We start from the raw sequence: 26,748 nt of genomic DNA on the forward strand, positions 1-26,748 counted from the left end.
TTGGCGTTGGCGGAAGCGGATGGGAATCGAACCCACCGTACGCTATTGGCGTACCACTGGTTTTGAAGACCAGGAGGGCCACCAGACCCCGTTCGCCTCCGACATCCAGATTAACAGCGCCGCGGGCGCGAGGACAGTCACATTTCCTCGGGTGAAGCGGGCGCCGCACGGCTGAGAATATCGATCTGAACGAGGAAGCTGGCCTCGTCCTCAAGCGTGCGCAGGTCGAGGCGCAGCGCCCCATCGCCGACGCGGCCGATCACCGGAACTGGCAGTGCCCGCAGACGCTCCGCCAGCCGCTTCAGCCAAAAGCCGGCCCTGCGCTCACCGGCTGGTGGGCGGAAGGCAAGGCAGGCGCTCGGTAGCGTCTCGACCGGCAAAGCCCCGGAGCCGATTTGGCTCGCGCAAGGCTCGAGCGCGACTGCGGCTTGCCCGCCGAGCCGCTCCGACACGAGGGGCAGCAGCCGATCGCCCTGCGCGCGGATCTCGGCCTCGGGGCGGGTGAGCAAGCGCAGGGTCGGCAACCGCTCGCGCAGCGTCTCGGGATGGAGGTAGAGTCGCAGGGTGGCCTCCAACGCCGCGTAGGTCATCTTGTCAACCCGCAGAGCCCGCTTCAGCGGGTTCTTGCGCACCCGCGCGATCAGGTCGCGCCGTCCCGCGACGATGCCGCATTGCACGGCACCGAGCAGCTTGTCGCCCGAGAAGGTGACAAGGTCGGCATTGGCCAGCGCCGCCTGCACGGTCGGCTCGGGCGGCAGGCCGTAGGCGGAAAAATCGATTAGGTTGCCGCTACCGAGATCGACCGCGAACGGCACGCCGCGCTCGCCGCACAGGCGCCCAAGATCGGCCTCGGCGGCCTCGGCGGTGAAGCCATGGATCGCGTAGTTGCTCGGATGCACCTTCATCACGAGGCCGGTCCTCGGGCCGATCGCCTCAGCGTAGTCGGCCAAGTGGGTGCGGTTGGTGGTACCGACCTCGTGAAGCCGGCAGCCGGCCCGCGCCATCACGTCGGGCACCCGGAACGAGCCGCCGATCTCCACGAGTTCGCCGCGCGAGACGATCACCTCCCGGCGCATGGCGAGCGAGTTAAGCACCAGCAGCACGGCGGCTGCGTTGTTGTTGACTACGACCGCCGCCTCGGCTCCAGTGAGACGGCAGATCAGTGCCTCGACATGGCTGTCGCGCTCGCCCCGCTCGCCGCGCCCCAGATCGAATTCGAGGTTTGCCGCACCGGTCATCATGGCGGCGACCGCCTGCGCGGCCTCGGTCGGCAGCAAGGCGCGGCCGAGATTGGTGTGCAGCACCGTCCCGGTCAAGTTGAGGACGGGGCGCAGCGACGGGCGCTGTTCGGCGGCAAGCCGTGCGCCTGCACGCGCCAGCAGCTCGGGTTCCGGCGCCATCTCGACGTCGCCCGCCCGAATCGCGTCGAGTTCGGTCCGAATCGCCCCGGTCAACGCCGTGCGCCCGTAGGCCGCGAGCGGTGCCGCCGCCCCGTCATGCGTGAGCAGGCGCTCGACCGAGGGCGGTCGCGGGCGCGCGGGCGCCGCGGAGCCCTTGTCGGCCGATGGGCTTTTCGCGGGTTCGCTCATGGGTGGGTCGATTCCGGGACGGCGACGTCTTCGCCGGGTGAAAAGATCGCCCGGCGGTCGCCGGTGATGCGCCGGCCCTCGCCGAGGCGGGTGGTGAAGCCGGCGGCGTCGAAATGTTCGAGGAGCGGCATGGTGATGTGGCGGTCGATCCCCGCCGCCGCGCGGAAGTTGCCGACGGTGAGGAGCCCATCGGGATGCTCGGCCGCGACGGTCTCGGCCACGCCCGCGAGGTCGGCCGCCGTCTCGGGCAGGATGTAATAGGCCTTCGAGACCCGCCGCAGCCAGCCGATCCGCCCAAGCTTGTCGAGCAGCGGCCGGATCTCGTCCGGTTCGTGGCCGAGCCGTTCGGCGAGACGGCTGAGCCGGTGCTGGTCGCGGCCCGCCGCGCGCTGGACCGCGCGGACCCTCTCCCACAGCTCGACATCGACGGGGGCAAGGCGGACGACGTGGCCGGGGCGGTGGTGCAGGGCGCCGCGCCGCACGACGCGGCCGGCATCGAGTTCGCTCTGCAGGGCGGGGCGCACCGCCGGATGCAGCGGCCACGGGATTGAGCTTAGCAGTTCCTCGTAGGTAAGGCCCGGGTTGTCCGGCTCGTCTCGGTGGAGTGCGTCGAGGCTCGCGCGCAGCCGCTCGGCCAGCGCATCAAGGCGGTGAGCCGCGAAGCCGAGCCGGCCCGACGGTCTGGGCACGACGCGCAGGTCGGCTGCCGCGAACAGGGCGGTCTCGGCGGCGGGAGCCAAGTTGCGGACACGGCGGAAGTGGTCGAGGTCGAGCCCGTCCTCGGCACCCTCAAACGCCTGCGACAGGGCGCGCGCGTCGTCCGGTTCCCCGAGCGCTTCGAGCAGCGCCCGGCGGCCCGGGGTCCGTAGGCCGCGGCGGGGGCCGAAAGGGTCGAGGACGCGGCCCCCGCCGAGGGTGCGCCGGGCGGAGACGTCGCGCAGCACGTAAGCATCGCCGCCGAGCGCGCCGAGCGGCGCGTCTAGGGTGAGTTGGGCCAGCCCCTCCCGGCCCGGTTCGAGGGTCGGCCCGTCGAGGAGCAGCACCCGGCCCGAGACCGCGGCCGCGCCGAGATGGACCTGAACGGAGGTGCGGTGGCGCAACGGCCCGGCCTCGGAGGGCAGCAGGCGCAGTCGCACGTCGAGGCGGGTCGCGGGCGCGTGCAGGTCAGGAGCCAGGAGCCAGTCGCCCCGGTGCACGTCCTCGCGGGACAAGCGGGGGCCGACGATGTTGAGGGCGCAGCGCTCGCCCGCCGCGCCGCGGGCCGTCTCCCGGTCCTGCGCGCGGATGCCGCGCACCCGCACCTCGCGCCCGCCGGGCGAGAGCAGGAGCCGGTCGCCGACCGCCACCGTCCCGGTATGGACCGCCCCGGTGACCACGAGCCCGACGCCCGGCACGGTGAAGTGGCGGTCCACCGCAAGGCGGAACCCCCGCTGCGGCGCGCCCCCGGTGCTCGCCCCGACCGCTTCGGCGAGACCGGCGGCGAGCGCCGCGACGCCGGCGCCGGTGCGGGCCGAGCAGGGTAGGATCGGGCTGTCCGCCAGCGCGGTGCCAGCGACGAGGGCGCGAACCTCCGCCGTCACTGCGGCGAGGCGGGCCTCCTCGACGCGATCGCTCTTCGTAATCGCGACGACGCCGCGCCCGATCCCGAGGAGGTCGAGGATCGCCAGATGCTCGCGGGTCTGGGGCATGACGCCGTCGTCAGCCGCCACGACCAGGAGAGCGCCGTCGACGCCCGTGGCGCCCGCCACCATGGTGCGCACCAGCCGCTCGTGGCCCGGCACATCGACGAAGCCGAGCGTCGTCCCTTCCGCGCCGTCCCCATGGCGATAGGCGAAGCCGAGGTCGAGCGTGATGCCGCGCGCCTTCTCCTCAGGCAGCCGGTCGGCGTCGATGCCGGTCAGCGCCTTCACGAGCGAAGTCTTGCCGTGGTCGATATGGCCTGCGGTGGCGACGATCATATGGCCTTAGTGCCCACGAGAGGTGGCGGCGCGGAAACCCCCGCGCCGCCTTCCGCCTCAACCGTTGATCCAGGTCTCGGCGAGTTCGGACATGCAGGTGTCGTAGGGTGTGAACTTCACCCGGTCCGACACCGCGAAGAGGGTGAAGGGCGAGTACAGGAACAAGGCCTTGGCCTCGTCCTGCAGGTAGCGCTCCACCTCGCGCACCACCCCCTCCGTATCAGTCTCCGGCGTATGCAGGAGCTTCTCATAGAGGGCGTCGAACTTCGGATCCTCCGGACCCTGGCGCAGGGTCGCGTCCTTCCCGAAGAACTCCCGGTGTACGCACGCCACCGGATATTGCGGCGTCCAGTCGAAGTACCATTCGAGCTTGACGTCGAACTCCGCCGGCGTTTCGTCCTTGGCGCTGAGGAAGCGACAGCCCAGGCCGACTTTGCCCAGGCACTTGCCGATGGCGTCCACTACGCCCTTCCAGGCGGGCGAGGCGACGAAGACTAGTTCCCGTCCCCCGAGCCCCAGGCCGTCGAGCGTGCGTCTGGCACCCTCGGGGTCGCAGGGCATCGGCTTCATGTCCGGATCCGCGCCGTAGCGGCCGGGCTGGATGAATGCCGGGATCACCGTGCCGTAGCCGTGCGCACCGTGCTCCAGCACGAAGGCCTGGTCGATGGCGAGGTTGATCGCCCGGCGGGCCTCCGGGTTGCGCCAAGGCGAGTCCGGACGGTTCTCGTTGAAGACGCCCGTCAGAATCGTCTTGGCCTTCTTGGTCTGGATCTTCCCCTTATCGGAGGCGGGGAAACCCTTGGCTTCGTCAGGGGTGAGGTCGAACACCACGTCGACCCGGCCATCACCGGCTGCGACCGACTTGATGCCCTCGGCCTTGCCAATGACGTTGTCGTAGACGATCCGGACCGTCGGCCTACGGGCCGGGTTCCAGTACGTCGGGTTGGGCTCCATGACCACGCGGTCGGAGCGGCTATCGATGAGCGAGACGCCCTCGGTGAGCACAAACGGGCCAGTCCCCCACGGACCAGGCGCGTCGATGACTCACCAATGACCTTCGGCCGACCCCGTCTTCGGATCGACGAAGCCCCACTCGTTCCAGAACCGCGTCGAGGGCAGGTGCATGCCGCGCAGCTTCATCAACGCCGCGGAATCACCGCCGGGGAAGCGCATGCGGATGGTGCGGTCGTCGACCGCCTCGCAGGTCACGTCCCGGGCGAAGTTCAGGAAGGCGCCCGGCGGGTGCGGGTTGGTCCATTCCTGGACCTTGTCGAAGCCGAGCTTGAACATTGCCGCGTTGAAGGGTTCGCCGTCCTGGTAGACCGCGTCCCGCATCTTGAGTTCGAGGGTCTCCCCGTCGAGCCAGCGCCAGCTTTCGGCGAGGCTCGGCTGACCGATGCCGTCGTGATCAACGCGGTTGGCCTCCTCCATCGTATTCCAGGTGATGGAGAGCCAGTTGACCGGCGACGGGTCGACCACTGTCACCGTGTTGTGGGGTCCCCAGGGCTGGCCGCCCCCGGGATCCCCGGTCGCTTGCGCGTCCATGTCTCCTCCTCGTTGTCATGACCCGCATGGCGTGCGGGCATCGTTCGGCTCGACGCGAGCCGACATCTTGGAGGGCGCCTACAATCCTGCATGGCCCTCGATGGTTTCGCCCGGGCTGCCGTCGACCCCCTCGCGATTCAATTCGGCCCCGCGGAGAGCCGCGTCCGTGCGCCGTCGCGGTGCATCCTCAGCCCGGCTCGTCGCTCTGGGCCATGCCCGCTGCGGCGACTCGGTCAGCGAGATCCTTCAACTCCTGGCGCAGGTCGGCGAGTTCGCGGTCGCCGAGGCCAGTTCGGCAGACCACAGCCTGCTGCGCCGTCGCGACTTGGTTCTCCAGCAACCGGCCCGCCTCCGTCAGGGCGACGAGAACGATACGCCGGTCCACCGCGCGGGTCCGGGTGACGAAGCCCGCCGCCTCCAGCCGGTCGACTAGGGGCGTGACCGCGCTGGACGTGAGTTGCAGCCGGTCGGCTAGGTCATGCACCGCCGTCACGCCATCCTGCCAGAGCGCCAGCATGACGAGGTACTGCGGGTAGGTCAGCCCTAGCTCGCCCAGCAACGGCCGGTAGGCGCGCACGACCGAGTTCGTCGCAGCGTAGAGGGCGAAGCAAAGCTGGTCGTCCAGCCGCAAGCCAGTTTGCTTCGTCGATGTCAACACTGACCGCTGCTCCGTTCAGACCTTAATCATTCACGCGTGAACGATATTGTCAACGGTCAACATCTTGCGCAGCGGGAATCGCGGCTCACAGGCCTGCCTTTCCTGCTCTCAGAGCGTCCGCATTCACCAGAAGTCGGCCGAAAGCAGACCGGCAAAAATCCACCCGTCCCGGACGTTCAGTGCCGGAGACCGTCGCTCCAGTCGAGATCGAGGATCTGCCGAACGCCATCGACACCCGCTACTCGCCGACCCTGCGCGATCAGGGCCCGTTGGCAAGGGCGATTACTGGGATGATCAAGGCAACGCATGGTATGCCTGGATACGCATCACATCGGGGCGGGCCTCAGGCAACCGCCAGGGACCTTGGGCTTGGGTCTACGGCAGGTAAGCGGAACCGGAAGGTCGTTCCTTTGTCCACGGCGCTCTCGACAGTGAGCGCGCTTCCCTGGCGTTCGACCAGGTCGCGGCAGAGCAGGAGCCCGAGGCCGCTTCCGCGCTCGCCCGCGGTGCCGTTTGTGGTCGTGCGCCGGTCCAGGCGGAACAGATCGTCGACCTTGCCCGGAGGCATGCCGACACCAGTGTCCGTGACGGAAATCTCGACGGCGTCGCCATCGTTCCGGCCGGTGACCGTGATGGTCCCGCTGGGAAGCGTGAACTTGACCGCGTTGCTGACGAGGTTGCGCAGGACGGTGGCGAGCATGTCGCGCTGTGCCCGGACCTTGATCCCGTCGCAGGCAACCGACAGGGTCAGCCCCTTGTCGGCTGCGGCCTCGGCGCCGCCCTGTATCACCTCGCTGGCGACTTTGCCGAGATCGACGTCGGTGATGGTGACAGCCATCGTGTCCATCTGCAGGCTAGCCCATGAGAACAGGCTTTCAAGCAGGGAGTAGGCCTGGTTGGCGGCGTCGTTGATGCCTTTGGCCCGACGTTCGATGGAGGCGTGATTTCGTGAGGCTACCGCCTTCCCGAGCACCTCGGACAGCCCGAGCAGCGCCTGGAAGGGATTACGCAGATCATGCGCGATGATCGAGAACAGCAGGGTCTTCTGCCGGTTCAGTGTGTCAAGCTCCAAGGATTTCGCCTCGGCCTCGCGCCGGGCCTCGTCGAGTTTAGCCTGGAAGCCGCGGCGGGCCTCCGCGTACCGGATGGCGCGTGCGAGGCTCGACGGCGTCGCCTCCGCCTTAGCGAGGTAATCGAGGGCACCGGCACGCATGAGCCGGAACGCCAGGTCCTCGTCTGCCTCGCCAGTCAGCATCAGCACGGCGTGACCCTCGCCCGGCAGGGCGAGGAGGGAGGCGAGGAGGTCGAAGGTGTCGACGTCCGGCAGGCGGTAGTCGAGTAGGATGCAATCGAACGCGCCCTCCCGCGCCAGCCGCAGCCCGGTCGTGCCGTCGGGCGCCTCGGTCAGGTCGTGCTTCAGCCCCGACTTCTTCAAGGCGCGGCGCACGGACGTCCGGTCGACGGCATCGTCGTCGATCAGCAGGATGCGGGTGGGGGATTCCACGAGGGTGCCGAACCCTATTGCGGGAACTCGACCACCTTCCAGAAGTGCTCCAGCATGGAGACCGCCTCCATGAAGGTGTTGGCCGGGTCCCGCTTGACGATGTAGCCGGCGACGTTGTGCCCGTAGGCCCGCATGCGGTCCTCGTCCGCCTTCGAGGTGGTGATCATGAACACCACGGCGGTGCGCAAATCCTCGTCGGCCCGGATCTCCTCCAGAAACTCGATGCCGTTCATGCGCGGCATGTTGAGGTCAAGCAGGATGAGGTGAGGCTTCGGTAGCTTTTCCTTGCCGTTCTGGCCTCGCAGGTACTCCAGCGCCTCGATGCCGTCTCGGGCGACCGTGATCGGGTTGCCAATCTTGCTCTTCTTGAAGGCACGCTTCAGCCCCTGGACGTCAACCTCGTCGTCGTCGACCAGCAGCAGGTTAACCGTCGAACCCATCAGTTCCCCCCTTCGCGCCGTCCTTCGGCCACGTGAAATGGACCGAGAGGCCACGCCCCTCCCGGCCCTCGGTCAGCCAGACCTTGCCACCCTGACGCTCGACGAGCTTCCTGACGATGGCCAGTCCCATGCCGCTCCCCTCGACCTCGTCGCGTGGCCTCAGGGTCTGAAACATGCCGAACACGCGTTCGCGGAACTGCTCGGGGATGCCGGCACCGTCGTCCGTCACAACGAACTCTACCATATCGCCCACGGAGTGCGCATCGACCCGGACGCGACCGTCCCCCGGATGGTCGTGATGCTTGATCGCGTTGCCGATCAGGTTCTGGAGCGCCTGGGTGAGCGGGGCCTTCGCCGCGTTCAGCGTCGGCAGGTCATCCGCGGCTGCGATCTCGAACCCCTCTTGCGGGCTCACCAGGACGGCGAGCTCCTCGACGAGGGCCTTGGTGTTGACTTGGGTGAAGGCCACGTCCGCGCGTCCGGCCCTTGAGTAGGCCAGAAGGTCGTCGAGCAGGCTCTCCAGGCGCCGGACCCGACTCTTCAGGAGCTCCATGTTGGTCTGGACGTCGCCGGTCAGCGAATCTTCGAGGTCTTCCTCGATCCAGCCGACGAGGTTCTCGATGCCGCGAAGGGGCGCCTTCAGGTCGTGCGAGGCGACGTAGGCGAACTGCTCTAGTTCCTCGTTAGTGCGGCGTAGGTCGCGGGCCTTGCTGGCCAGCCGCGCCTCCATGCGCTTGCGGTCGGTAATGTCCGTGTTGGTCCCGTACCAGCGGATGACCTCTCCCTCCGCGTCGCGAAAGGGGTTGGCCATCGAGAGGAACCAGCGGTACTCGCCGGTGGCGGCGCGCAAGGGGAAGGTGTCGTTCCAGGCTTCGCCGGATTTGAAGGCGCGCGAGATCCGCTCAACGACCCGGTCGACATGGTCGGGGTGGTGCACGGCCTTCCAGCCCCAACCCTTCATGGAATCGATGGTTGTTCCGGTGTACTCGTACCAACGCTGATTGTACCAGAAGATGTCCCCGTTCGCGTCCGCGATCCAGGCCATCTGCGGCAGGGTATCCGCCAGGTTGATGAAGTCGGCCGCGTCCGGAGCGGCCGTGGGAGATGCCATCGGCTCGCTCATGGCTGCTTCCTCGGAAAACATGAGCCGGGTTCGTCCCGGCCGGGAGGGGATGGGGAAGGTTGCGAAGGCGACGCTGCCAGAGCGAACGGGTCGGATCGGGGGTATCGGAATTGGATCGACCGATCCCGGGACCGGTTAACGTCTCTCGGCGACCGCGCCATGTTTGTCCATCGGAAACGCATTCGAAACACTGGACCCTTTCGCATGCGCCGGCATGCTGCGGCCAAAGTAGTCTTATCGTAGGGAACCAAAAGCTCCCTGCACGCTTGGACGGAGCCGGTATGGCTCGGTGTGAGACCGGAGGGGCAGGCGCACCGCGCCACGGAAGCGATCTGGGCCATCACATGTTGGACGGCGAGACCGAAAAATCCATGCCCTTCGTAGAGATCAACCGGGTTTACGCGTCCCCGGCGAACGCCAGCGAGAAGAACCTCGGCAGGACTTTGCGCGCGATGTACGACGCCGTGCCGTCGCAACCGCCGTCCCGGAGGCTCGGAGAGCTGCTGCATCGTCTCCATAAGGCCTTTGTGGGATCGTCACGCTAGGTCCCCGCGCCTTGACGCTATGGCGGAGGCGTGTCCTCCGCCTGCAGGCCGCGCAGCGGAGCGTTGATGGTGCAGACTACGCCGGTGACAGGGTAGGACAGATCGACCTCGCCCCCGAAGCTGCCGGCCAAACCCCGTCCGATGAGACGCGTGCCGAACCCGGTTCGTTTCGGCGGTTCGACGGACGGGCCGCCTTCCTCCGACCAGCGCAGAGCGCAGTAGGGCTCATCCGCCTCCTGCCGCACCTCCCAGGCCACGGAGATCTTCCCCTCGGCCGTGGAGAGCGCGCCGTACTTGGCCGCGTTCGTCGCGAGCTCGTGCAGGATCAGCGACAGCGACATCGCCGCCTTCGGTCCGACGGTGAAGGTCGGCCCTTCGACGACGAAGCGCCCGGGGTTGTCCTGGTGGGTCCTGAGCGCCCCCCGGATCACGGACCCGATCGGGGCCGCGCAGACCTCGCCGCCGAGAAGCAGGTCGTGCGAGTTGCCGAGGGCGATCAGGCGGCCAGCGAGGACGTCCTTGGCGGTGTTGACGTCCGTGGCGTTGCGCATGGTCTGCGTGGCGATGGCCTGCACCATCGCCAGCATGTTCTTCATACGGTGGCCAAGTTCGAGATTGAGTGTGCGCTGGCGTTCCTCCGCCTCGATCCGGGCCAGCGCGGCGCGGGTCCGGTCCGCGATGTTGCTGGCGAAGCTGACTTCCTCGGGCTTCCAGGCGTACGGCTCGGCCTTGAGCGCGAACAGCAGCGCCACGAACCGCCCGTGCTCCATCAGGGGCAGGTTGAGCAGAGAGCGCACGTGGATGCCCGCTAGGGCTCCGGCGTCCCTGGCCGTGCGCGGATCCTCGGTGACGTCGTCGATGATCACGGCGTGGCCGTTCTTAAGGCCGTCGATGTAGGTGCCGTAATCCCGGAAGCCATGCAGCCCTCCGATGCCCGGGATGCCTGGGGCGGACCAACCTTCCCCGACGGCGATGGTCTCACGGTCATGGTCAACGTCGCCGTATCCGGCATGCGACAGTCCAAGCGTACGGCCGAGGATCTCCGCCGCCACCCGGGCGATCTCCGTGCGGTCGCCGGTGTTGCGCAGGCGGTCACCAAGTTCCGCGAGGGCCGCTCGCCTCGCATCGGCGCGCCGCCGCTCGGAGACGTCGATGAACATCGCGGCGAAGCGGTTTTCGGATTCGCGATAGGCGCGGACCTCGAACGTCCGCATTAGTTCGGGCACCGTGATCTCGAAGACCTCCGGGACGCCGGAGTCGACCACACGTGCGTAGGTCTCGATGACCCAGCCTGGAATGCCCGGGATCACCTCGCGCACGGTGCGTCCCACGGTCTCCACCTTCAGCCCCGACTGCGCGGCGAAGGCCGGGTTGATCTCGACGAACCGGTAGTCGAATACCCGTCCATCCGCATCCCGAAGGATCTCGCCGCTGAAGAACCCCTCCTGCATGCCCTCGAACAGGCCGCGCCAGCGCTGCTCGCTCTCGACGATGCGTTGCTCGGAGGCGCGCTGGGCCGTCACGTCGCGCGAGACCACCAGCAGCCGCTCGGGCCGGCCGTCCGGTCCGCGGATGGGCGTGACCTGTACGTCCCACCACTTCGCCTTACCCTTCAGGGTCTCCGCCGGTCCCTGAAAGTGCCCGGTGCCGCCGGCCAGCGCCGTCCAGAACGCCGCCTTAGCGTCCGCCTGGGCCTGTCCCTGCCAGAACCGGGTCCAGTCGCAGCCCTTCACCTGATTAAAGTCGTCGGCCTCCATCACGGCCAAGCCTCCCTCGTTCATGAAGGTCAGCCGGGCGTCGGGGTCGAGCACTTTGATGCAATCGGCCGAGGACGACAGCACCCCGCGCATGAAGGCGGCGTCGGCCTGCTCCTTGGCGGCGGCGTTACGTTGCGCCGTGCGGTCGCGCAGGACCTTGATGAAGCCCTCGTGCCGGCCGTCCTCGTCGCGCAGCGGCATCATCTCGCCGTTGGCCCAGAAGCGGCTGCCGTCCTTGCGCACGTGCCAGCGCTCGTCGGCCCCACGCCCGTGCAGAAGCGCCGCCCCCATCTCTCTTTCGGGTACGCCACCGGCAACGTCCTCCTCGGTGAAGAACACGTGTGCGGGCTTGCCGCACATCTCCGCCTCGTCCCATCCGAGGATTTGCTCCGCACCCGGGGACCAGCTCGTCACCATGCCGTCGAGGTCCAGGGAAACAATGGCGTAGTCGACCGCACTCTCCAGGATCGCCTTGTTGCGCCGGTCGCCCTCGCGACGCATCCGAAGAGAGCGGCGCAGTTCAAGTGTCGTCATGACCTGATGTGCCAGCGTACGCAGAACGAACGCTTGCGAGGCCGTCAGCTTGTTCGGCTTCGTGTCGAGGACGCACAGCGCCCCGAGGGCGACGCCGTCCGCGGTCCGGAGCGGGGCGCCGGCGTAGAAGCGGACCTGCGGTCCGCCTGTCACTAGGGGGTTGTTCGCCGTTCGGGTGTCGAGGGTCAGGTCCTCAATCTCGAACACGTCGTCCTGCCGTACGGTGTAGGCGCAAATCGACTGGGAGAGGGGCGTCTCGCTCTGCCCGAAGCCGGTCTCTGCCTTGAACCACTGACGGTCGCGGTCCCGATCAAGAAGCGAGATTAGGGACACGGGCATGCCGCAGGTCTCGGACGCCACCCTCACGATGTCGTCGAACTCGGCCTCCCCGGGCGTATCGAGGATATCGTAAGCGGCCAGTGCGACGTCCCTGCGCGCCTCGACCTGCTCGCCACCGTCGATCTTGCCCCTCATAGCATCCATTGTCTTCGTAAGGCTTTATTAGCGGCCAGATGGTATCGCGCGTAGCCCCGCGAAAGCATCCGTATACACTTCAATGGACGATCACGAGAGGGCTGAGATGCGCCGCCCCCAACGGTCCCAGCGGCACTTCGAAGGAGAAGCGAAGGCCAGTCGCTGCGAAGTCCATGGAGACCGTGCCGTCGAGTTCGCGCTCCACGCTCACCGCGATGAGGCGCGTGCCGAACCCTCGCCGGGCAGGAGGCGACGTCGGCGGGCCGCCGGTCTCGGTCCAATCGAGCCTCAGGCGACCCACGCCCCCGGCAGCGGCCACAACCGACCAGCGCACCTGGATCCCGCCGCCCGCCACCGACAGCGCCCCGTGCTTGACCGCGTTCGTCACGAGCTCGTGCAGCGTCATGCCGAGGGAGAGGACATGCCGCGGCGGCAGGTCGACGTCGGGACCATCGAACACGAAGGCGTTGTCGCCGCCGCGATAGGGGCCGAGCTCGTTCTCCAACACGGCCCGCAACGGGGCGCCCGACCAGTCGTCCCGCGTCAGCAGGTCGTGGGTCTTCGACAGGGCCAGGATGCGTGCCTCAAGCCGTTCGCCAGGGGCTTCTCCGCCAAGCGTCGATTGCCGGGCGAGCGCCTGAACCGTGGCGAGCGTGTTCTTCACGCGATGGTTCAACTCGTGGAGCATCGTCACCTGCCGCTCCTGCATTTCCCGGCCGTTGCGGACCTCCTCGCGGAGCTCCGTCTCGTTGCGCTGCAGGCTGGCCGCCATGCCATCCAGCTTCGTCCCGAGCCGGCCGAACTCGTTCGATCCCCGGAGACCGGTCCTCGCGCATAGGTCGCCGGACTGCCAAGCGGCGGCAGTCCGCAGCAGGCGGTCGACGGGCCGCCGGATGAAGATCCGGCCGGCCACCAGCGCTGCGGCGATGGCGAGGACGGCCCCGAGCGCGATCAGCACGATTCCCCTGCGGGTTGCCGCGTCGATGTCGGCATAGGCAGTCTTGCGGTCCCGCCCGACCGTGATCCAGGCCGCGGCGGCCGGTCCCCTAGGATGCGCGCTGGCGAGCACGCGCTTGCGCCCGTCGATGCCCGGGCCGACCCGGACGCCCTCACCACGTTCCATCAGGATACGCTGACGTTCCTCGGGTATGGGTCTGCCGATCCAGGGCTCGCCGTCCGGGTAGCGGACTATGATGGTCCTATCCTCGTCGGCCACCGTGACGGAGGTACTCGGCAGGCGCAGGTTTCGCTGCAGGTGGCGCGAGAACCAGTCGAGGTCGATGGCCGCGACCAGCACGCCGACGGTTCGCCCATCGGCGTCCTTGAGGGGCTTGGCGAAGTGCAGAGACGGCCGTCCCGTCGCGGTGCCCCTGACGTAGTTGCCCATGGCGAACCCGTCCCGGGCGATGGCGCGCCTGTGATAGGCGCGTTCGGCATTCGTGTAGGCGCCCGGTGCCGAGCCGACGCTGTTGCAGACTACGGTTCCGTCCGGCCGGGTGAGCGCGACGAGCGCGAGATGTGCCGAGTTCGCGGCCGCGCGGCGCAAGTACTCCGTGCAGCCGGAGGAATCGAGGCTGCGCACAGAGGGGTCCTGGGCGACGTAGTCGAGGGCTTGGCGCACGTTCTCGGCGACCTGCTCGACATCCTCGGCGACGGTACGGGCGGTGGCCATCGTGTCGGCGCGGATGACCGCGTCGCGCGAGGCGCGCAGTGCATACTCGTTGTATCCTTGGATGGCGAGAGCCGGCGCCAGCGCAAGCAGGACAAGCAGGAGGATACGGTAGGTCAGCGACATGCGGCGTCAGGAGGCCGTCGAGGGGCTACGTGCGACCTTAGCCATGCGGCGCGGAAGCCTCATCGAAATCGCCATGCCGGATAGGCGTGCGGAAGGGATTGGCATCGAAGTCTCGTCTCGGCCATCAGACATCCGTACCTCGTTCTCAGCCTTCCCGCAGCGTGCGCCGAGCCACCATGCCGAGGGTCGAGCCCTGGACGATGATGGTGAAGAGCACGACCGCGTATGTCGCCGCCAGGATTACGGGCTTGGCGTCGCTCTCGGGAATGGAGAGTGCCAGCGCCACCGAGATGCCCCCGCGCACCCCTGCCCATGTCAGGAACGGCACGTTGCGGGGGGAGAGGTGGCCACCCCAGCGGAAGACGAGGAGGGGCGTCGACACCGCCACCAGCCGGGCCAGTAGGACGATGGGCACCGCACAGGCGGCGAGGAGCAGGCCGTTCGCCTGGAAGCGCAGAACCAGCACTTCTAGGCCGATCAGTAGGAACAGCACCGAATTCAACACCTCGTCGATGAGGGTCCAAAGGGCGGAGACGTAGCCTTGGGTCCGCTCGCTCATCGCGTCGCGCGGAGCGCGATCCCCGACTAGCAGCCCGGCGGCGACCACCGCGAGGGGCCCACTCGCATGGATCTTCTGGGCAAGTGCGTAGGTCCCAGCCACGAGCGCCAGGGTGATCAGCACCTCGACGGGGAAGTCGTCGATGGTTCTCATGGCCCGGTAGGCAACGTAGCCGGTGACGATCCCGAGGAGCAGGCCGCCGCCCGCCTCCTGGAGCAGGAGCCAGGAAATGCCGGTGGCGCTGGTGGCCTCGCCGCCCGTGCCGGCCGCGAAGGCGACGAGGACAGTGAACAGCACGATGCCGACGCCGTCGTTGAACAGGGCCTCGCCCTGCATCTCGACCTCCAGCGTCTCGGGGACCTTGACGTTCTTCAGCGTCGCAAGGACCGCGACTGGGTCGGTCGGGCTGATCAGCGCGCCGAAGACGAGCGCCCACGCGAGCGGGATGGGCCGGCCGATGAGGTCGGCCGCCAGCCAGAACGCGCCGCCGACGAGGGCAGTGGAGATCAGGGTGCCGAGGAGCGCCAGCGTCGCCACGGCCCAGGCCCGGTCGCGCAGCGTTCGAAGGTCGAGGCTCATGGCGCCGGCGAACAGCAGAAAGGCCAGCATGCCGTTCATCACCACATCGGTGAAGTCGACCTGGCGCAGCACCTTCGTGAGGTCCTCGTAGAGGTGCTGGGCCGGGAAGGCGAGGTCGAGGCCGACGAGGGCCAGCGAGGCGGCAAGGCCCATGACGAGGAGGCCGATGGTGTGCGGCATCCTCAGGAACCGCCGGTTCAGCCAGCCAAATAGGGCCGAGAGGGTCAGCAGCATCGCGGCGAGGTCGAAGATGGAGATCACGGGCGCTCCCCGCCCGCGCAGCGAGAGACTGCCGGGACCTGTCGATGGGTGATGGTCGTCAACGCGAGCCCAGCCGTTCTGTCGCGCCCGCCGAAGCAAGCACCGCGTTGGCCGTGGCGACATCGTCCGCATCCCGCTCGGGGGGAGCCTTCGCACCTTCCACGGCCTGACGGCAGAGGCGGACGAGGTAGGGGAAGTGGTCCGATCCGAACGCGTCGAGGCGCTCGACGGACACCGTCGCGAACCCGCCTCCGTGAAAGACGTGGTCGAGGGGCCAGCGCATCCACCACGCATCGGCGTTCCAGGTCGCGACGTAGCCGAAACCCTGCCGTGGATCGATCAAACCGGACAGTCGCGCCATGCGCTCGACCGCGATCTCCCAGGGCGTGGCATTGAGGTCACCGGCGAGGATGCCAGGCTCGACCTGCGTCCGCAGCACGTCCGCCGCCGCGTAGAGCTGGGCATCCCGTCCGCGTGCGGATTGCCAGGCTTGCGGGGGCTTCGGGTGGATGCCGACAAAATCGACGGTCTCGCCGCTGCGCAGGGTGACGCCGGTGACGATGGCCGGGGTGTCCTGACCCGCGAGGTGCCGGATGCTCCCGTTTACCAGCGGCAGCCGGGAGTACAGGTGGATGCCATAATACGACCCCGTGATCCGCTGAAGGGCATGGGGCATCGCCGCGAGAACGGGCTTCAGGGCCTCGTGCCACCAGGCGTCGGTCTCCATTGCGAGGAAAAGGTCCGGCTCGACCCGCCCGACGGCCTCGACCAGGGCGGCGGCCTTTCTGTTCCCAAGCTGAACGTTGGCAACCATCACGGAAAGTCGGCCCTCGGTGGAACAGGCATCGATGTTCACGCCCGCGGTCGGCAGGTAGGGCCGAAGCACCCACGCATCGACGGTGAGGGCGGCCGCCACGAGGGCCATCGTCGACGTTGTTGATCTCGCGGATTCCCGGAGAAAGAGCAGGAGGCCGAGGCCGACCGCAAGCAATCCCAGGGCGAAGGGTAGGCGCGGGAAGTCGAGCAGGCGCACCCACCACCACTCGGTGGGCACCAGTGGGATCAGGCTCGCGGCCGAGAGGACCAGCGCGAGGAGGAAGAGCGCGTAGCGGACGAGAGATCTCACGGGAGGCTAGGATCGGGTTGGTCACTCTCGCGCGGCGGCACCCCGTCCAAGCCGTCTTCGCGGCCGGAGAGCGACTTGAGCACGCTGATCGAGCCATCGGTCTCCAGAACCACCGCCGCGACTTGGGAGAGGTCATCCAGCCCCTCCGAGCGCAGGGCCGATAGAACGTCGTCGCGGGTCAAGCGCTGCCGGCGCATCGCGCTCTCGACCAGATGCCCCTTGTGCGCGAGGAGGGTCGGCTCGGCCTTGATCAGCGACCGGACCCGGGCAGAGCGGACGCTCGACCACGTAATCGCGTATTGCAGGCCAATGAGGGTCGCCAGGGCGAGGACGCCCTCCAACAGCGCGACCGACTTCGTCAGGACGATGGAGGACAACGTCGAGCCGAGTGCGACCGTGACCACGAGGTCGAAGGCGTTCAGTTTCGTTAGGGTGCGCTTGCCCGAGATCCTAAGGAACAGGATCAGGGCGACGTACGCCAGGGGGGCGACGACCACGACCCTGAGCAGGCCGGACCAGCTATCGAAGAACATCGCGGAAGTCCTTGTCGCGACACCCGCCGATGGGTGGCAGGTGTCCGGGCAATCGGTCCATCGAGCCGGGGCTTGTCATCCCGCCCGCTGGCGCGCGCCTCAGCGCATGTCCTTCGGGAGGTGCTGGATAGGGTTGGTTCGACCGCCCTGGCCCTGGCCCTGGACCGAGCCTTCGGACTGCATGACGTCCGTCGAGGACTGGATCGCGCTCGGCGGCGCGACCCCGCCGGTGCCCTGGTGGCGCGCGGCGCCTGATCCCTTCGTAGTCGACGTTCCCGATGGGAGCGTACCGGGCGTGGGTTGGTCGATGGAGCTGCCTACGGACTGCGCAAAGGCTGGCCCGGCGAGGGCGAGCCCGACGATGACGGCAACCGCGCCGGCGAGGCGCAAGGCGGAGCGGCCTTTGGCAGGGTGGGAAAGGTCCAAGGCGTGCATCGGCGGGGTTCCGGTCGGACGCCTGGGCGTCGGGATTGTCGAACCGAAGTGTTGCCCGCCGACTTAAGTTCCTGCCCGAGGCGTTCACGCCAAGATGGCGGATCGCTTGCAGAGCCACCCCACCCCCGTTGGCGGAGATAGGGTGGCATTCTTTCGGGTTACTTCGGCATCAGCACGCTGTCGATGACGTGCACGACGCCGTTCGACTGGTTCACGTCGGCCTGTTCAACGATGGCGCCGCCGCCCTTCTGGTCGATCAGCGCCAGCCGGTTGCCGTCCATCTTCACGGTCAGAACCTGACCTTCGACCGTCTTCAGGTTGGCATCGGCGCCGCCCATCTTCGCCTTGGCCATCAGCTCCTTCGCATCGAGCTTACCCGGGACGACGTGGTAGGTGAGCACGCCCGTCAGGGTCTTCTTCATCTCGGGCTTCAGCAGGGAATCCACGGTTCCGGCCGGCAGCTTCTTGAAGGCGTCGTTGGTTGGGGCGAAGACCGTGAACGGACCCTTGCCGCTCAGGGTGTCGGCGAGGCCCGCAGCCTTCACGGCGGCGACGAGGGTCGTGAGGTTGCTGGCCTTGGATGCGTTCTCGACGATAGTCTTGTCGGCCAGCATCGGCGCGCCGCCGACCATTGGGGAGGTCTCGGCGAGGGCGGGAGCGGCCACGGTAAGGCCGACGGCGAGGAAGACGGCGTTTAGGGTCGAGCGCATCATGGGAAATCCTATAAGTGAGATGAAGCTTCGGAAAGCGAGGCTCATGCCACCCCTACGCACTGACTTATCCGCAAGTTTCAAAACACCGATCACGATAAGTTCATGAATTCCAAGGCGCGGCTACAGGTAACCTCCGGCAGATAGGGTGATGGTTCCGTAAAATGCACGTGGATGACACCCCTGATATCAGGCTCATTCGTCCCGTTGACGCATTTGAAGGGTCGGCGGCCTAGCTTATTCTATGCCTTACGCCTGGCGATTGAGATGAACGTTTCCTGAACGGGCGCGTTGGACCTGCGAACTGGTTGATCGAGCGTCGGTCAATCGCCGTCCGGGCTTTGCGGGCAGTCCCGCCCATTCAGGCCCTTTTCAGGAGATCCCCTTGACACATCGCGCCCTCGCCGCTGCCTTCGCGCTCACCTGCCTGTCGCTGCCTGCCATGGCCCAGACCACTCCGGCCCCGGCGGCGCCCACTCCCGGCACCGCGATGCCGGCGTCCTCAGACATGGGGATGAAGATGGCCGACACGGCGACGGTGAAGCTGAAGTTCATGACCGTGAAGCCAGCCGACGTGATGTCGTCCAAGCTCGTCGGCACCACCGTCTACAACAACAAGAAGGAGACTGTGGGCGAGGTCGAGGATCTAGTGATCGAGAACGGCAAGACCCTCACCGGCGTCGTCGTCAGCGTCGGCGGCTTCCTGGGCCTCGGCGAAAGCTACGTCGTGCTCGACCCGTCCTCGCTCGCCATCAGCAACAAGGACGGTAAGTGGATGGTCCACGCCGACACTGATAAGGACACCCTGAAAAACGCGCCGAAGTTCGAGTATTCCAAGAAGAAGATGTGATCCCCGTAGACAGAGGAGACCCAACCATGAAGCACACCCTTCTCGCCTCGGCGCTCCTGGCCGGCCTTGGCCTCTGCGCTTTCAGCCTGCCCTCGGCCGCCCTGCCCATGAACGCCTCCGGCGTCACGGCCTCGGATGGCAGTGACCTCGTTCAGGTCCGCATGTCTCGGCGTGAAATGCGCCGCCATCGCATGATGCATCGTAACCATCGGATGCGGCAGGGGTCGGCCAGCCGCGGCAACGCCAGCATGCCCTCGCGCAGTCAGTTCGGCGGGCAGCAGTACGGCGGGACGTCCGGCGGACCGCGTCGCTGATATCACTGAAACGGGCCTGCGTATTCGCTAGCTGCGCAAAAGCACCCTGAGACGCCGCCGGATGGCACACCCGCCACCGGCGGCTTTCCCATGACCCAAGGGTTCTCATGATTTTCGCGGAAGCGCTTGGGCGCCTTGAAGGGCTGGGGCGCTCCGCCGCTGCCCTCCTGCCGGGGCTGGCCGTCGCCCTGGTGCTGTTCGGCCTCGGCCTGCTCGTCGCCCGAGGGGTCCGTGCCGCCGTTCGCCGCGCCGCCACATTGCGAGAGGCCTCGCCGGGGTCCGCCTCGGTGCTCGGGCGCATCGCGGGCGGCATGACCATCCTTGTCTCGTTCCTGGTGGCGGCCTCTGTCGCCTTCCCCTCCGTCTCCGCCGCCGACCTGTTCAACCTCCTCGGCATCGGTGGCGTCGCCATCGGCTTCGCCTTCCGCGACGTGCTACAGAATCTGCTGGCCGGCATCCTCATCCTGCTGACCCGCCCCTTCGTCATCGGCGACCAGATCCGGGCCGGATCGCACGAGGGCACGGTCGAGGACGTCTGGGTGCGAGCGACGGTGCTGCGCACCTACGACAACCAACGCGTGCTGATCCCGAACGCCACGCTGTTCGTCGACAAGATTACCGTCATCACCGCGCACGACAAGCGCCGGCTCGCCTTCCCGCTCACCATTGGCAACGGGGACGACATGAAGGAAGCGCGCCTGGTCATCGTCGAAGCCCTGCGCGGGACCGAGGGGGTCCTGGCCGACCCAGCCCCGGAGGCGCTGGTCACGGGGCTCGGGGCCGCTGGCGTCGACATGACGGCGCGCTTCTGGATCGACCCACCCCGGCGGCGGGACGCGGTGGACGCCCTCGATCACGCCATCTCCAACGTCAAGGACGCGCTTACCGCGGCCGGGATTGACCTGCCTTACCCCACGAGCCAGGTGCTCCTGCACGATCAGACCGAGGCGTCGGATGGCGACCGCACGCGCCAGCGCGAAGGCTGGCCCGCCGGCAAGAGCCCACCGCGCGCGCGATGGGAGGTGCTGCGCGAGGACCGGGACGACGTCCAACGTCGGGACGCCGAACGCCGAGGTTCGGAAGGAAAGGATGAACTGGCATGAGGGCACGCATGCGAGCCTGGATCGAATCCCTCGCCGATCAGTTCTGGCTTCGGCCCGCCCTGATCGTGATCGGCTGCATCGGCCTCGCCCAGCTCGGGATCTGGCTGGAGACGGCCCATGTGGCCGGGTACGACGCCTCCTCGCCGGACCAAAACTGGGGCTATTCCGGCGGCGCCGAGGGGGCCCGGGCGCTCCTGAGCGCGGTCGCGTCCTCGACCATCGGGGTCGCCGGAACTACCTTCTCCATCACCATCGCGGCCTTGACACTGGCGTCCGGGCAGATGGGCCCGAGACTGCTGCGCAACTTCACCCGCGACGCCCGTAACCAGATCGTGCTGGGCATTTTCCTTGGCACCTTTGCCTACGCGCTCATGGTCCTGCGCACCGTGCGCACGGTGCAGGAGAGCCCTTTCGTCCCGCATCTCGCGATCACGGGGGCGATGCTCCTGGCGCTGCTCTCGCTAGCAACCTTGGTCTGGTTCGTCCACCACATCGCAGCCAGCATCAACGTCGAGACCGTCGTCGACGCGGTCCACAGTGACCTCTGCGCCGCCGTCGAGGCCCGGACCTGCGAAGCAGCCGGCATGACGCTCCCGGACCGACTGCCCACCGGCTGCGAAGTCTCCATCGATGCCAGCGGCTACCTCCAGGCGGTTGACGAGGACGGGCTGGCCGATTGGGCGCTGGAGCACGGTGCGACCGTCGCCGTAAGGGTGCGGCCTGGTGATTATGTGCCGAGCGGGTTCCCCGTCGCGTTCCTCTCCGCCGGGATTGAGAATGCGGAGGCGGCCCTCAGGCGTTCGCTGACCTTCGGGCACCGCCCGGCCGCCCTGCAGGACCTGGAATACTCCATCCGGCAACTCGTCGAGGTCGCGGTCCGGGCGCTGTCGCCGGGTATCAATGACCCCTTCACGGCCGGCAGTGTCGTCGACCACCTCGGCGACGCCCTGTGCCGGGTGGCGTCGCGCCATCTGCCCACCGGTGCCGTGATCCGGGGCGGCCGGGTGGCTGTGGTCGTGCCGGTAACCGACTACGACGGCCTGTGCGATGCCATGTTCCACATGATCCGCCAGAACGCCGCCGGTTCGGTGCACGTGCTCGCCCGCCTGCTCGACGTGCTCGCCCGCGTCGCCGAGGTGGAGCGTATGACGAACCGGACCGCCGAACTCGCCCGGCACGCCAACCTCGTGGTCGCCGCCGCTCGACGAGACGTCGCGGATCCTAACGACCTCGCCGACCTCGAAGCGCGTCACCGCCACTTCCACGCCGTTGCGGCCCCGTTCTCCCCGGGATCCGTTTAGGAACAGGCACGGTCTCGACCCAGCGTCGACTGCACAACGTCGGATTATCTGAGCGCCAAGCCGGTATGCGACCAGAAGACGTAGTAGGCGGCGATCATCAGCGCGGCATAGGCGGGTGCCAGCAGTGCCCCCAGCTTGAGCAGGTCCGTCGACGTCCAGGCCGGCCGCTCCTCGCTCTGGAAGATCAGCAGCGCCTTCGATGAGACCGGCAGGGTGAGGCAGTAATCCATGCCCGCATTCGCCATGAAGGCGACCGCGACCGGGCTGAGGCCGAGCTTGTCCGCCAGAAGTAGCAGGGGCGGCAGCAGCGCCACCACCCGCGCGGTGTGGGACACCATGTAGAGGTGCGCCGTCAGGCCGAGCGCCGTCAATCCGAGCAAGATCGGGAGGGTCGGGCTGTCGGGCCCAAGGCCGCTCGCTGAGAGCGCGGAGCCGATCAGCCATTTCGCGGCTCCCGTCGAAATCAGGGCGCGGCCGAGGACGAGGGAGGCCGCGATGAACAGGACGAGCGACCAATTCACGGCCTTCACACCGTCCTCCCAGTCGAGGACACCGACAACAGGCATCGTCAGGATCACCGCGCCGACGACCGCCACGGTGGCGATGCCGAAGGGATGATAGCCCTCCGTCAGCCACAGACCCAGCATGGCGAGCACCACGGCCCCGGCCCGCCACTCCTTGGCGGACAAGGGGCCTGACGACGCCTCGATCTCCGCGACCTGCCGGGCCCGGGTCTCGGCATCGAGGAAGAGGTGGCCGATCAGGAATGTCGTGATCAGGCAGGCGGCAACGCCGAAGGGAAGTCCCCAGAGCATCCATTGCCCGAAGCCGATGCTCTGGTCTGAAAGCCGCTCAAGCAGGTCGATGGTGACGAGGTGGGAGCCGGCGCCGGTAAGGCTGCAGATCGTCGAAAGCACGATGAGCGCGGGGATCAGCAAGCCGATGGCCTTGGCGAGGCGCGGGTCGTCGTCAGCCTTGGTAAGGCTGCGATACAGCTGCAGAAGCACCGTGGCCCGCCCGGAGGTGGAGGGGATCAGGAAGGCGAGCGGAACGATGCCGAGGGTCAGGCGCCACATTAGCCCGCCGACGCTGGTCTTGCGCCCGGCGATCAGGGCGGTGAGCCGGCCCGCGAGTCCACTCTTCTCAACCGCCGCGCCGAGCACGAAGGTGCCGATGACCAGCCAGACCACCTTCGAGCCGAGGCCCTCAATCAGCGCTCGCTGCTCGACGGCCCGGACCGCCACCAGGGACACGGCCGCGGCGACGGCAACATAGGCCGCGCTAAGCCCGGTCAGAACCCAAAGGATGGCGGCCCCGCCGAAGGCCAGCATTGCCGCCCGCGCGGGCCAATCCAAGTCTTCCGGGAGGGTCACGGCGAAGGCCAGGGCCACAAGGAGTCCGGTGGCCGAAAGCGTCCGTGCGCTCATCAGATGCATGGCGGGCAGATTCGCGCTGGGACACGCGGCGGTGGGACCATCGTTAGATCAGGACGACCTGCAACTTCGAACGCGGCACGCCCAGTTTCATGCCCGCCCCTGGGGCTCGGGGATGCCAACAGGTCATGATGAGTCATTGGCGGTTCGGGTCCTTGGACGCCAGGGTCTTCGATGACGAGAGGCAAGCATGGGAAGGGCCCGCCTCGGCAGTGCTCGGCGGGCCCGGTCGGGTGGTTTCGATCAGACGGCGTGCCTTAGCAGTTGTCGTCCTTGCCAAGGCCCTGGTTCGCGCCGGCGTTGTTCATGGCGCCGACCGTGCCCGGCGAGGCCGGCTGTTGACCGCCGGCGAGGTTCTTGCTCGACGTGCCCACGCCATTGCCCTGGTCGTTCTTCGCCTCGGTGCCCGGCTTCTCGCCAACCATTTGGTTGGTGCCGACGTTGTTCATGGCGCCGACCGTACCCGGCGAAGCCGGCTGGGGGCCGCCGGCCAGGTTCTTGCTGGACTTGTCGACGTCCGAGCTCTTCGGGTTCACGTGGTCCGGCGTTGGGTCCTTGGAACGCGTTGCTCCTGTGTTGCAGGGGGCTGCGGGGGCCGGCACGGTCAGGGCGAGGGTGGCCACGGCGACAAGGGCGATCGTTCTCATAAGCGTTTCCTAAAGGTTTTTATCTTGTCGTCGACAAGACATAGGGCGGCTTCGGGTTCCTGGGCGAAACCTCCGCCACCGAGGACGTGAACGCGGTGCCCACCGCATCCAATTGCTCTTCTGACGCAGTCGACGACGGCATGACGACGCCGATGCGTGCCTCCTACCGGAGGGTGAGCGCGTCCAGCCAACCGTGGGAGGCGGCGTAGCGGATGATCTCGGCACGCGACCGCAATCCGAGCTTCTCGGCGGCCCGGGCCTTATAGGTCTCGACCGACTTCACGCTGACCTCGAAGCGTCGCGCGATCTCCTTGTTGCTGAGCCCCTGCGCGATCAGGCGCAGCGTCTCCGTCTCTCGCGGGCTAAGCGTCTCGCCGGTCTCGGCCGGCTTGGGCCCCGCCGCCGCCGCGGAGCCGTCCCCCAGGGCATGACCAGCGACGGACGGGTCGAGGTAGACCCCGCCCGTCGCGACCGCATGGACCGCCCGCAGGAGGTCCTCGGCCGCCGAGCGCTTCAGGAGGTAACCCCGAGCGCCGGCCTTCAGCAGCGGCTGGACGTAGGCGGCGTCCTCGTGGACCGTGAGAACGAGGACCTTGGTTCCGGGGCACTCACCCGTGAGGCGCTCCGTCAATTCGAGGCCGTTGAGGCCGGGCATCGAGACGTCGATCACGGCGACGTCAGGCGCCACGGAGCGGATCAACGGCAGCGCCTCCCCGCCGTTCGTGGCCTCGCCGACCACCTCCACCCAGGGATCGGCGTTCAGCAGCGCCCGGATGCCGGCGAGGACGACGGGATGGTCGTCGGCGAGGACGACGCGGATTAGGTCCGTCGGGAGGTCATTCATGCGTTAGGCAACCTGCGGAACGGGTATCGAAATGAACAACGTCGTGCCGACGCCCGGTGACGATTCCAGCGTCAGCGTCCCCCCGAGGAGGGACAGGCGTTCGCGGATGCCGGACAGGCCAAGGCGCGGCTTGGCCGGCGACCCGTCCGCAGGGGGGCAAGAAACAGCCTCGGGATCGAAGCCTACCCCGTCGTCCTCGACGATGACCCGCATCTCCTCCGGGCGGTGGTCGACCGATACGCTGACGGTGGCGGCCCGCGCGTGCTTCAAGACGTTGGTGAGGGCCTCCTGCACGATCCGGTAGACGGCGCTCTCGGTGGCCGGGGGAACCCGGCCTGGCTCGCCGAGGAACTCCAGGTCCGCGCGGACGCCATGGCGCTGGCCCCACTCGCGCAACAGGGTGGCGAGAGCCTCGCGCAGGCCGAGGTCGTCGAGGGCCGTCGGTCTGAGGTCGACGGCGGCGCGGTGGATGTCGCGTCCGATCTCCCCGGCCAGCGCCTGCAGCCACTGGACCTGGCGCTCGGCCTCCGGTGATATACCCCGCGCTTCGAGGAGCCGTTCCAGCCCCTTCAGGCCGAGCGAGAGGCCGGTCACGGTCTGGCCGACTTGGTCGTGCAGCTCGCGCGCGATCCGGCGCTGCTCGTTCTCCTGCGCCTCGCCGAGGCGTCGAAGAAGTTCGAGGCGCTCGGCCTCGGCCCGTTTGCGCGGCTCGATGTCGGAGACCACGCCGTAAACCAGGCCGGCGGCGCCGTCGTGCAGTCGGGGCGCCCGGCCGGTAAGGCGCACCCAGCGCGGCTCGGGGTCCGAACCAACGATGCGGAATTCGACGTCGAGGGTCGCCCCGTTCGCCAGGCTCCAGCGCAGGTCGTCGGCGAGCCGGGCGCGGTCGTCCGGGTGGATCGCCTCGGTCACAGCGCCGGCGGCCGCCTCGGTCTCGCCCTCCTGCACGAAGGTGGTCGTCCAGCCCAGGAGATGGGCCGCGCGCGGCGAGCCGGTCACCGTTTGCCGGATCGTGTCCCATCGCAACGTGCCGAGCTCCGCCGCCTCGGCTGCCACGGCGCCCTGCTCCTCGCTCGACCTAAGCGCCAGGGCGAACCGGGCCCGCTCGCCCGCTCGCCGCTGGGCCATGTCGCGGCCCACTAGGCCGACCAGCGCCAGGGCGAGGCCGATGCTGAGGACGCTGCCGCCAGCCAGCACGAGGTATGAGCGCAGGACCGGGGCGTTCAGCGTCGCGGCCGGCATCCCGAAATGCACCGACCAGCCCCCGGTGTCCTTCAGCGTGCGGTAGACAACCTCGACGTTCGAGCCCTCCAGGGTGGAGCCGGTGTAGAAGCCGTTCGGCGAGCGCCGGATGGCGGCCTGCAGAGTGGCGTCGGCCGGTTGGCCGAGTTCCTCGGCCTCGGCTTGGGTGCGGGCAATGGTGTTGCCGTCAGCATCGACGACGGTCCCGACCCAGCCCTCCGGAGCGCCGGCGTCACGTAGGATCGAGCTGACCGCGTCGTTGGCGAGACCGACCGTGAGGATGTAGCGAAGTTCGCCGTCCCTGGTGACCGGCACCCTTAGGGCGACGAGACGCTTGCCCGAGACCGCGCCGACGGGACCGATGCCGCCGACCACGGGACGACGGGTGCGCACGACGGCGTCGAAGCTCCCGCGGTCGGCCGTAGGTCCGAGCTCGTCGTCGAGAGAGCGGAGCAGGTTGACGATCTGGCGCCCATCCGGTCCGGCGAGCTCGACGGTCTCCCAGAGGGGACGCCCTCGCTTGAGCCGCTCGGCCTCGGCGTAGAACGCGGCGAGGTCCGGCTTGTCGAGGGTGGCGGACGCGGCCTCGGCTTCGAGGACGGCTACCTGCGCAGCGATGTCGGAGGCGACGCGTTCGGCGACCCGCGTCGCGCTGGCCACGGCCGCGCCGCGGGTGAGATCGCGCTGCTGCTGGGCCATGAGGGTGGCGACCCAGCCGCTCAGCAACAGCACTGGGATGGCCGCCGCCACCGCGAGCGCGACGAAGGTCCGACGGTTGCCGCGGTCCAGCCGGGGCTGGCTGGTCGGGCCGGGGGAGGCTTCATTCCGGGTGGTCATGCGACGGGCACTCGAACCGCTCCCTTGCCTCGGATGCTCCCGGGCGTACGGT

The 26,748-nt window shown here is 68.1% G+C and carries 20 protein-coding genes, 1 tRNA gene and 1 pseudogene; 4 read left to right on the forward strand and 18 right to left on the reverse strand.

The features are described from left to right. Positions 1 to 7 precede the first annotated feature (7 nt). The 14 genes and pseudogenes from ACXJY8_RS02750 to ACXJY8_RS02815 all read right to left on the reverse strand — a co-directional run bounded on the left by ACXJY8_RS02750 (position 8) and on the right by ACXJY8_RS02815 (position 18,125). Positions 8 to 100, reverse strand: a tRNA-Sec gene (locus ACXJY8_RS02750). 37 nt (positions 101 to 137) lie between these two features. Continuing rightward, entirely contained in the window at positions 138 to 1,589 is a 1,452-nt protein-coding gene (gene selA / locus ACXJY8_RS02755; RefSeq protein WP_463775980.1) for an L-seryl-tRNA(Sec) selenium transferase, read from the reverse strand. Beyond that, positions 1,586 to 3,547 (reverse strand): selenocysteine-specific translation elongation factor, encoded by a 1,962-nt coding sequence (gene selB / locus ACXJY8_RS02760; protein WP_463775981.1) that lies wholly within the window; start codon positions 3,545 to 3,547, stop codon positions 1,586 to 1,588. The genes selA and selB overlap by 4 nt, the downstream gene beginning before the upstream one ends. 57 nt (positions 3,548 to 3,604) lie before the next feature. Continuing rightward, positions 3,605 to 5,092: pseudogene (locus ACXJY8_RS02765) on the reverse strand (ABC transporter substrate-binding protein). 187 nt (positions 5,093 to 5,279) lie between these two features. Next, positions 5,280 to 5,747, reverse strand: coding sequence for a MarR family winged helix-turn-helix transcriptional regulator (locus tag ACXJY8_RS02770; RefSeq protein ID WP_463775982.1), 468 nt, complete (start codon positions 5,745 to 5,747; stop codon positions 5,280 to 5,282). A gap of 346 nt (positions 5,748 to 6,093) precedes the next feature. Further along, positions 6,094 to 7,254 (reverse strand): sensor histidine kinase, encoded by a 1,161-nt coding sequence (locus ACXJY8_RS02775; RefSeq protein WP_463775983.1) that lies wholly within the window; start codon positions 7,252 to 7,254, stop codon positions 6,094 to 6,096. 14 nt (positions 7,255 to 7,268) lie between these two features. Further along, complete coding sequence (locus tag ACXJY8_RS02780) at positions 7,269 to 7,694, reverse strand: response regulator (protein ID WP_018042937.1); 426 nt, start codon at positions 7,692 to 7,694, stop codon at positions 7,269 to 7,271. Continuing rightward, positions 7,678 to 8,817 carry a PAS domain-containing sensor histidine kinase gene (locus tag ACXJY8_RS02785; RefSeq protein ID WP_463775984.1) on the reverse strand — a complete coding sequence of 380 codons (1,140 nt, stop codon included), beginning with the start codon at positions 8,815 to 8,817 and terminating at the stop codon, positions 7,678 to 7,680. Before ACXJY8_RS02785 ends, ACXJY8_RS02780 begins: the two co-directional genes overlap by 17 nt. Before the next feature lie 562 nt (positions 8,818 to 9,379). Further along, positions 9,380 to 12,127 (reverse strand): PAS domain-containing protein, encoded by a 2,748-nt coding sequence (locus ACXJY8_RS02790; RefSeq protein WP_463775985.1) that lies wholly within the window; start codon positions 12,125 to 12,127, stop codon positions 9,380 to 9,382. 79 nt (positions 12,128 to 12,206) lie between these two features. Then, positions 12,207 to 13,922, reverse strand: coding sequence for a sensor histidine kinase (locus ACXJY8_RS02795; RefSeq protein ID WP_463775986.1), 1,716 nt, complete (start codon positions 13,920 to 13,922; stop codon positions 12,207 to 12,209). Between the two features lie 145 nt (positions 13,923 to 14,067). Beyond that, on the reverse strand, positions 14,068 to 15,321 hold the full coding sequence (locus ACXJY8_RS02800; protein ID WP_463775987.1) for a cation:proton antiporter: 1,254 nt from the start codon (positions 15,319 to 15,321) through the stop codon (positions 14,068 to 14,070). Between the two features lie 58 nt (positions 15,322 to 15,379). Further along, positions 15,380 to 16,447 (reverse strand): endonuclease/exonuclease/phosphatase family protein, encoded by a 1,068-nt coding sequence (locus tag ACXJY8_RS02805; protein ID WP_463775988.1) that lies wholly within the window; start codon positions 16,445 to 16,447, stop codon positions 15,380 to 15,382. Further along, entirely contained in the window at positions 16,444 to 16,980 is a 537-nt protein-coding gene (locus tag ACXJY8_RS02810; protein ID WP_238280870.1) for a DUF421 domain-containing protein, read from the reverse strand. Before ACXJY8_RS02810 ends, ACXJY8_RS02805 begins: the two co-directional genes overlap by 4 nt. A 593-nt stretch (positions 16,981 to 17,573) precedes the next feature. Then, a complete protein-coding gene (locus ACXJY8_RS02815) occupies positions 17,574 to 18,125 on the reverse strand; it encodes a fasciclin domain-containing protein (protein ID WP_463780311.1) in 552 nt (183 codons plus the stop codon). Between the two features lie 385 nt (positions 18,126 to 18,510). Here ACXJY8_RS02815 and ACXJY8_RS02820 point away from each other — a divergent pair, with 385 nt between their 5' ends. The 4 genes from ACXJY8_RS02820 (at position 18,511) to ACXJY8_RS02835 (ending at position 21,693) form a co-directional block, all read left to right on the forward strand. Beyond that, positions 18,511 to 18,975: a PRC-barrel domain-containing protein gene (locus ACXJY8_RS02820; RefSeq protein ID WP_463775989.1), complete on the forward strand. Its 465-nt coding sequence runs from the start codon at positions 18,511 to 18,513 to the stop codon at positions 18,973 to 18,975. Positions 18,976 to 19,001: 26 nt separating this feature from the next. Continuing rightward, on the forward strand, positions 19,002 to 19,289 hold the full coding sequence (locus ACXJY8_RS02825; protein ID WP_238281277.1) for a hypothetical protein: 288 nt from the start codon (positions 19,002 to 19,004) through the stop codon (positions 19,287 to 19,289). A 107-nt stretch (positions 19,290 to 19,396) separates the two neighbouring features. Further along, entirely contained in the window at positions 19,397 to 20,392 is a 996-nt protein-coding gene (locus tag ACXJY8_RS02830; RefSeq protein WP_463775990.1) for a mechanosensitive ion channel family protein, read from the forward strand. Further along, a complete protein-coding gene (locus ACXJY8_RS02835; RefSeq protein ID WP_463775991.1) occupies positions 20,389 to 21,693 on the forward strand; it encodes a DUF2254 domain-containing protein in 1,305 nt (434 codons plus the stop codon). Before ACXJY8_RS02830 ends, ACXJY8_RS02835 begins: the two co-directional genes overlap by 4 nt. A 44-nt stretch (positions 21,694 to 21,737) precedes the next feature. On the opposite strand, the gene ACXJY8_RS02840 is transcribed toward ACXJY8_RS02835, so the two are convergent. From ACXJY8_RS02840 to ACXJY8_RS02855, 4 genes are all read right to left on the reverse strand, one after another. Further along, a complete protein-coding gene (locus ACXJY8_RS02840) occupies positions 21,738 to 23,129 on the reverse strand; it encodes an SLC13 family permease (protein ID WP_463775992.1) in 1,392 nt (463 codons plus the stop codon). A 254-nt stretch (positions 23,130 to 23,383) separates the two neighbouring features. Then, positions 23,384 to 23,773: an exopolysaccharide production protein YjbE gene (locus ACXJY8_RS02845; RefSeq protein WP_463775993.1), complete on the reverse strand. Its 390-nt coding sequence runs from the start codon at positions 23,771 to 23,773 to the stop codon at positions 23,384 to 23,386. 163 nt (positions 23,774 to 23,936) lie between these two features. Further along, the gene (locus ACXJY8_RS02850; RefSeq protein ID WP_238281266.1) at positions 23,937 to 24,617 is read right to left on the reverse strand and encodes a response regulator transcription factor; all 681 of its coding nucleotides are present in this window, start codon (positions 24,615 to 24,617) and stop codon (positions 23,937 to 23,939) included. Between the two features lie 3 nt (positions 24,618 to 24,620). Next, positions 24,621 to 26,696 (reverse strand): sensor histidine kinase, encoded by a 2,076-nt coding sequence (locus tag ACXJY8_RS02855; protein WP_463775994.1) that lies wholly within the window; start codon positions 26,694 to 26,696, stop codon positions 24,621 to 24,623. Between the last annotated feature and the right edge of the window lie 52 nt (positions 26,697 to 26,748).

This window comes from Methylobacterium sp. TK31, assembly GCF_055361545.1.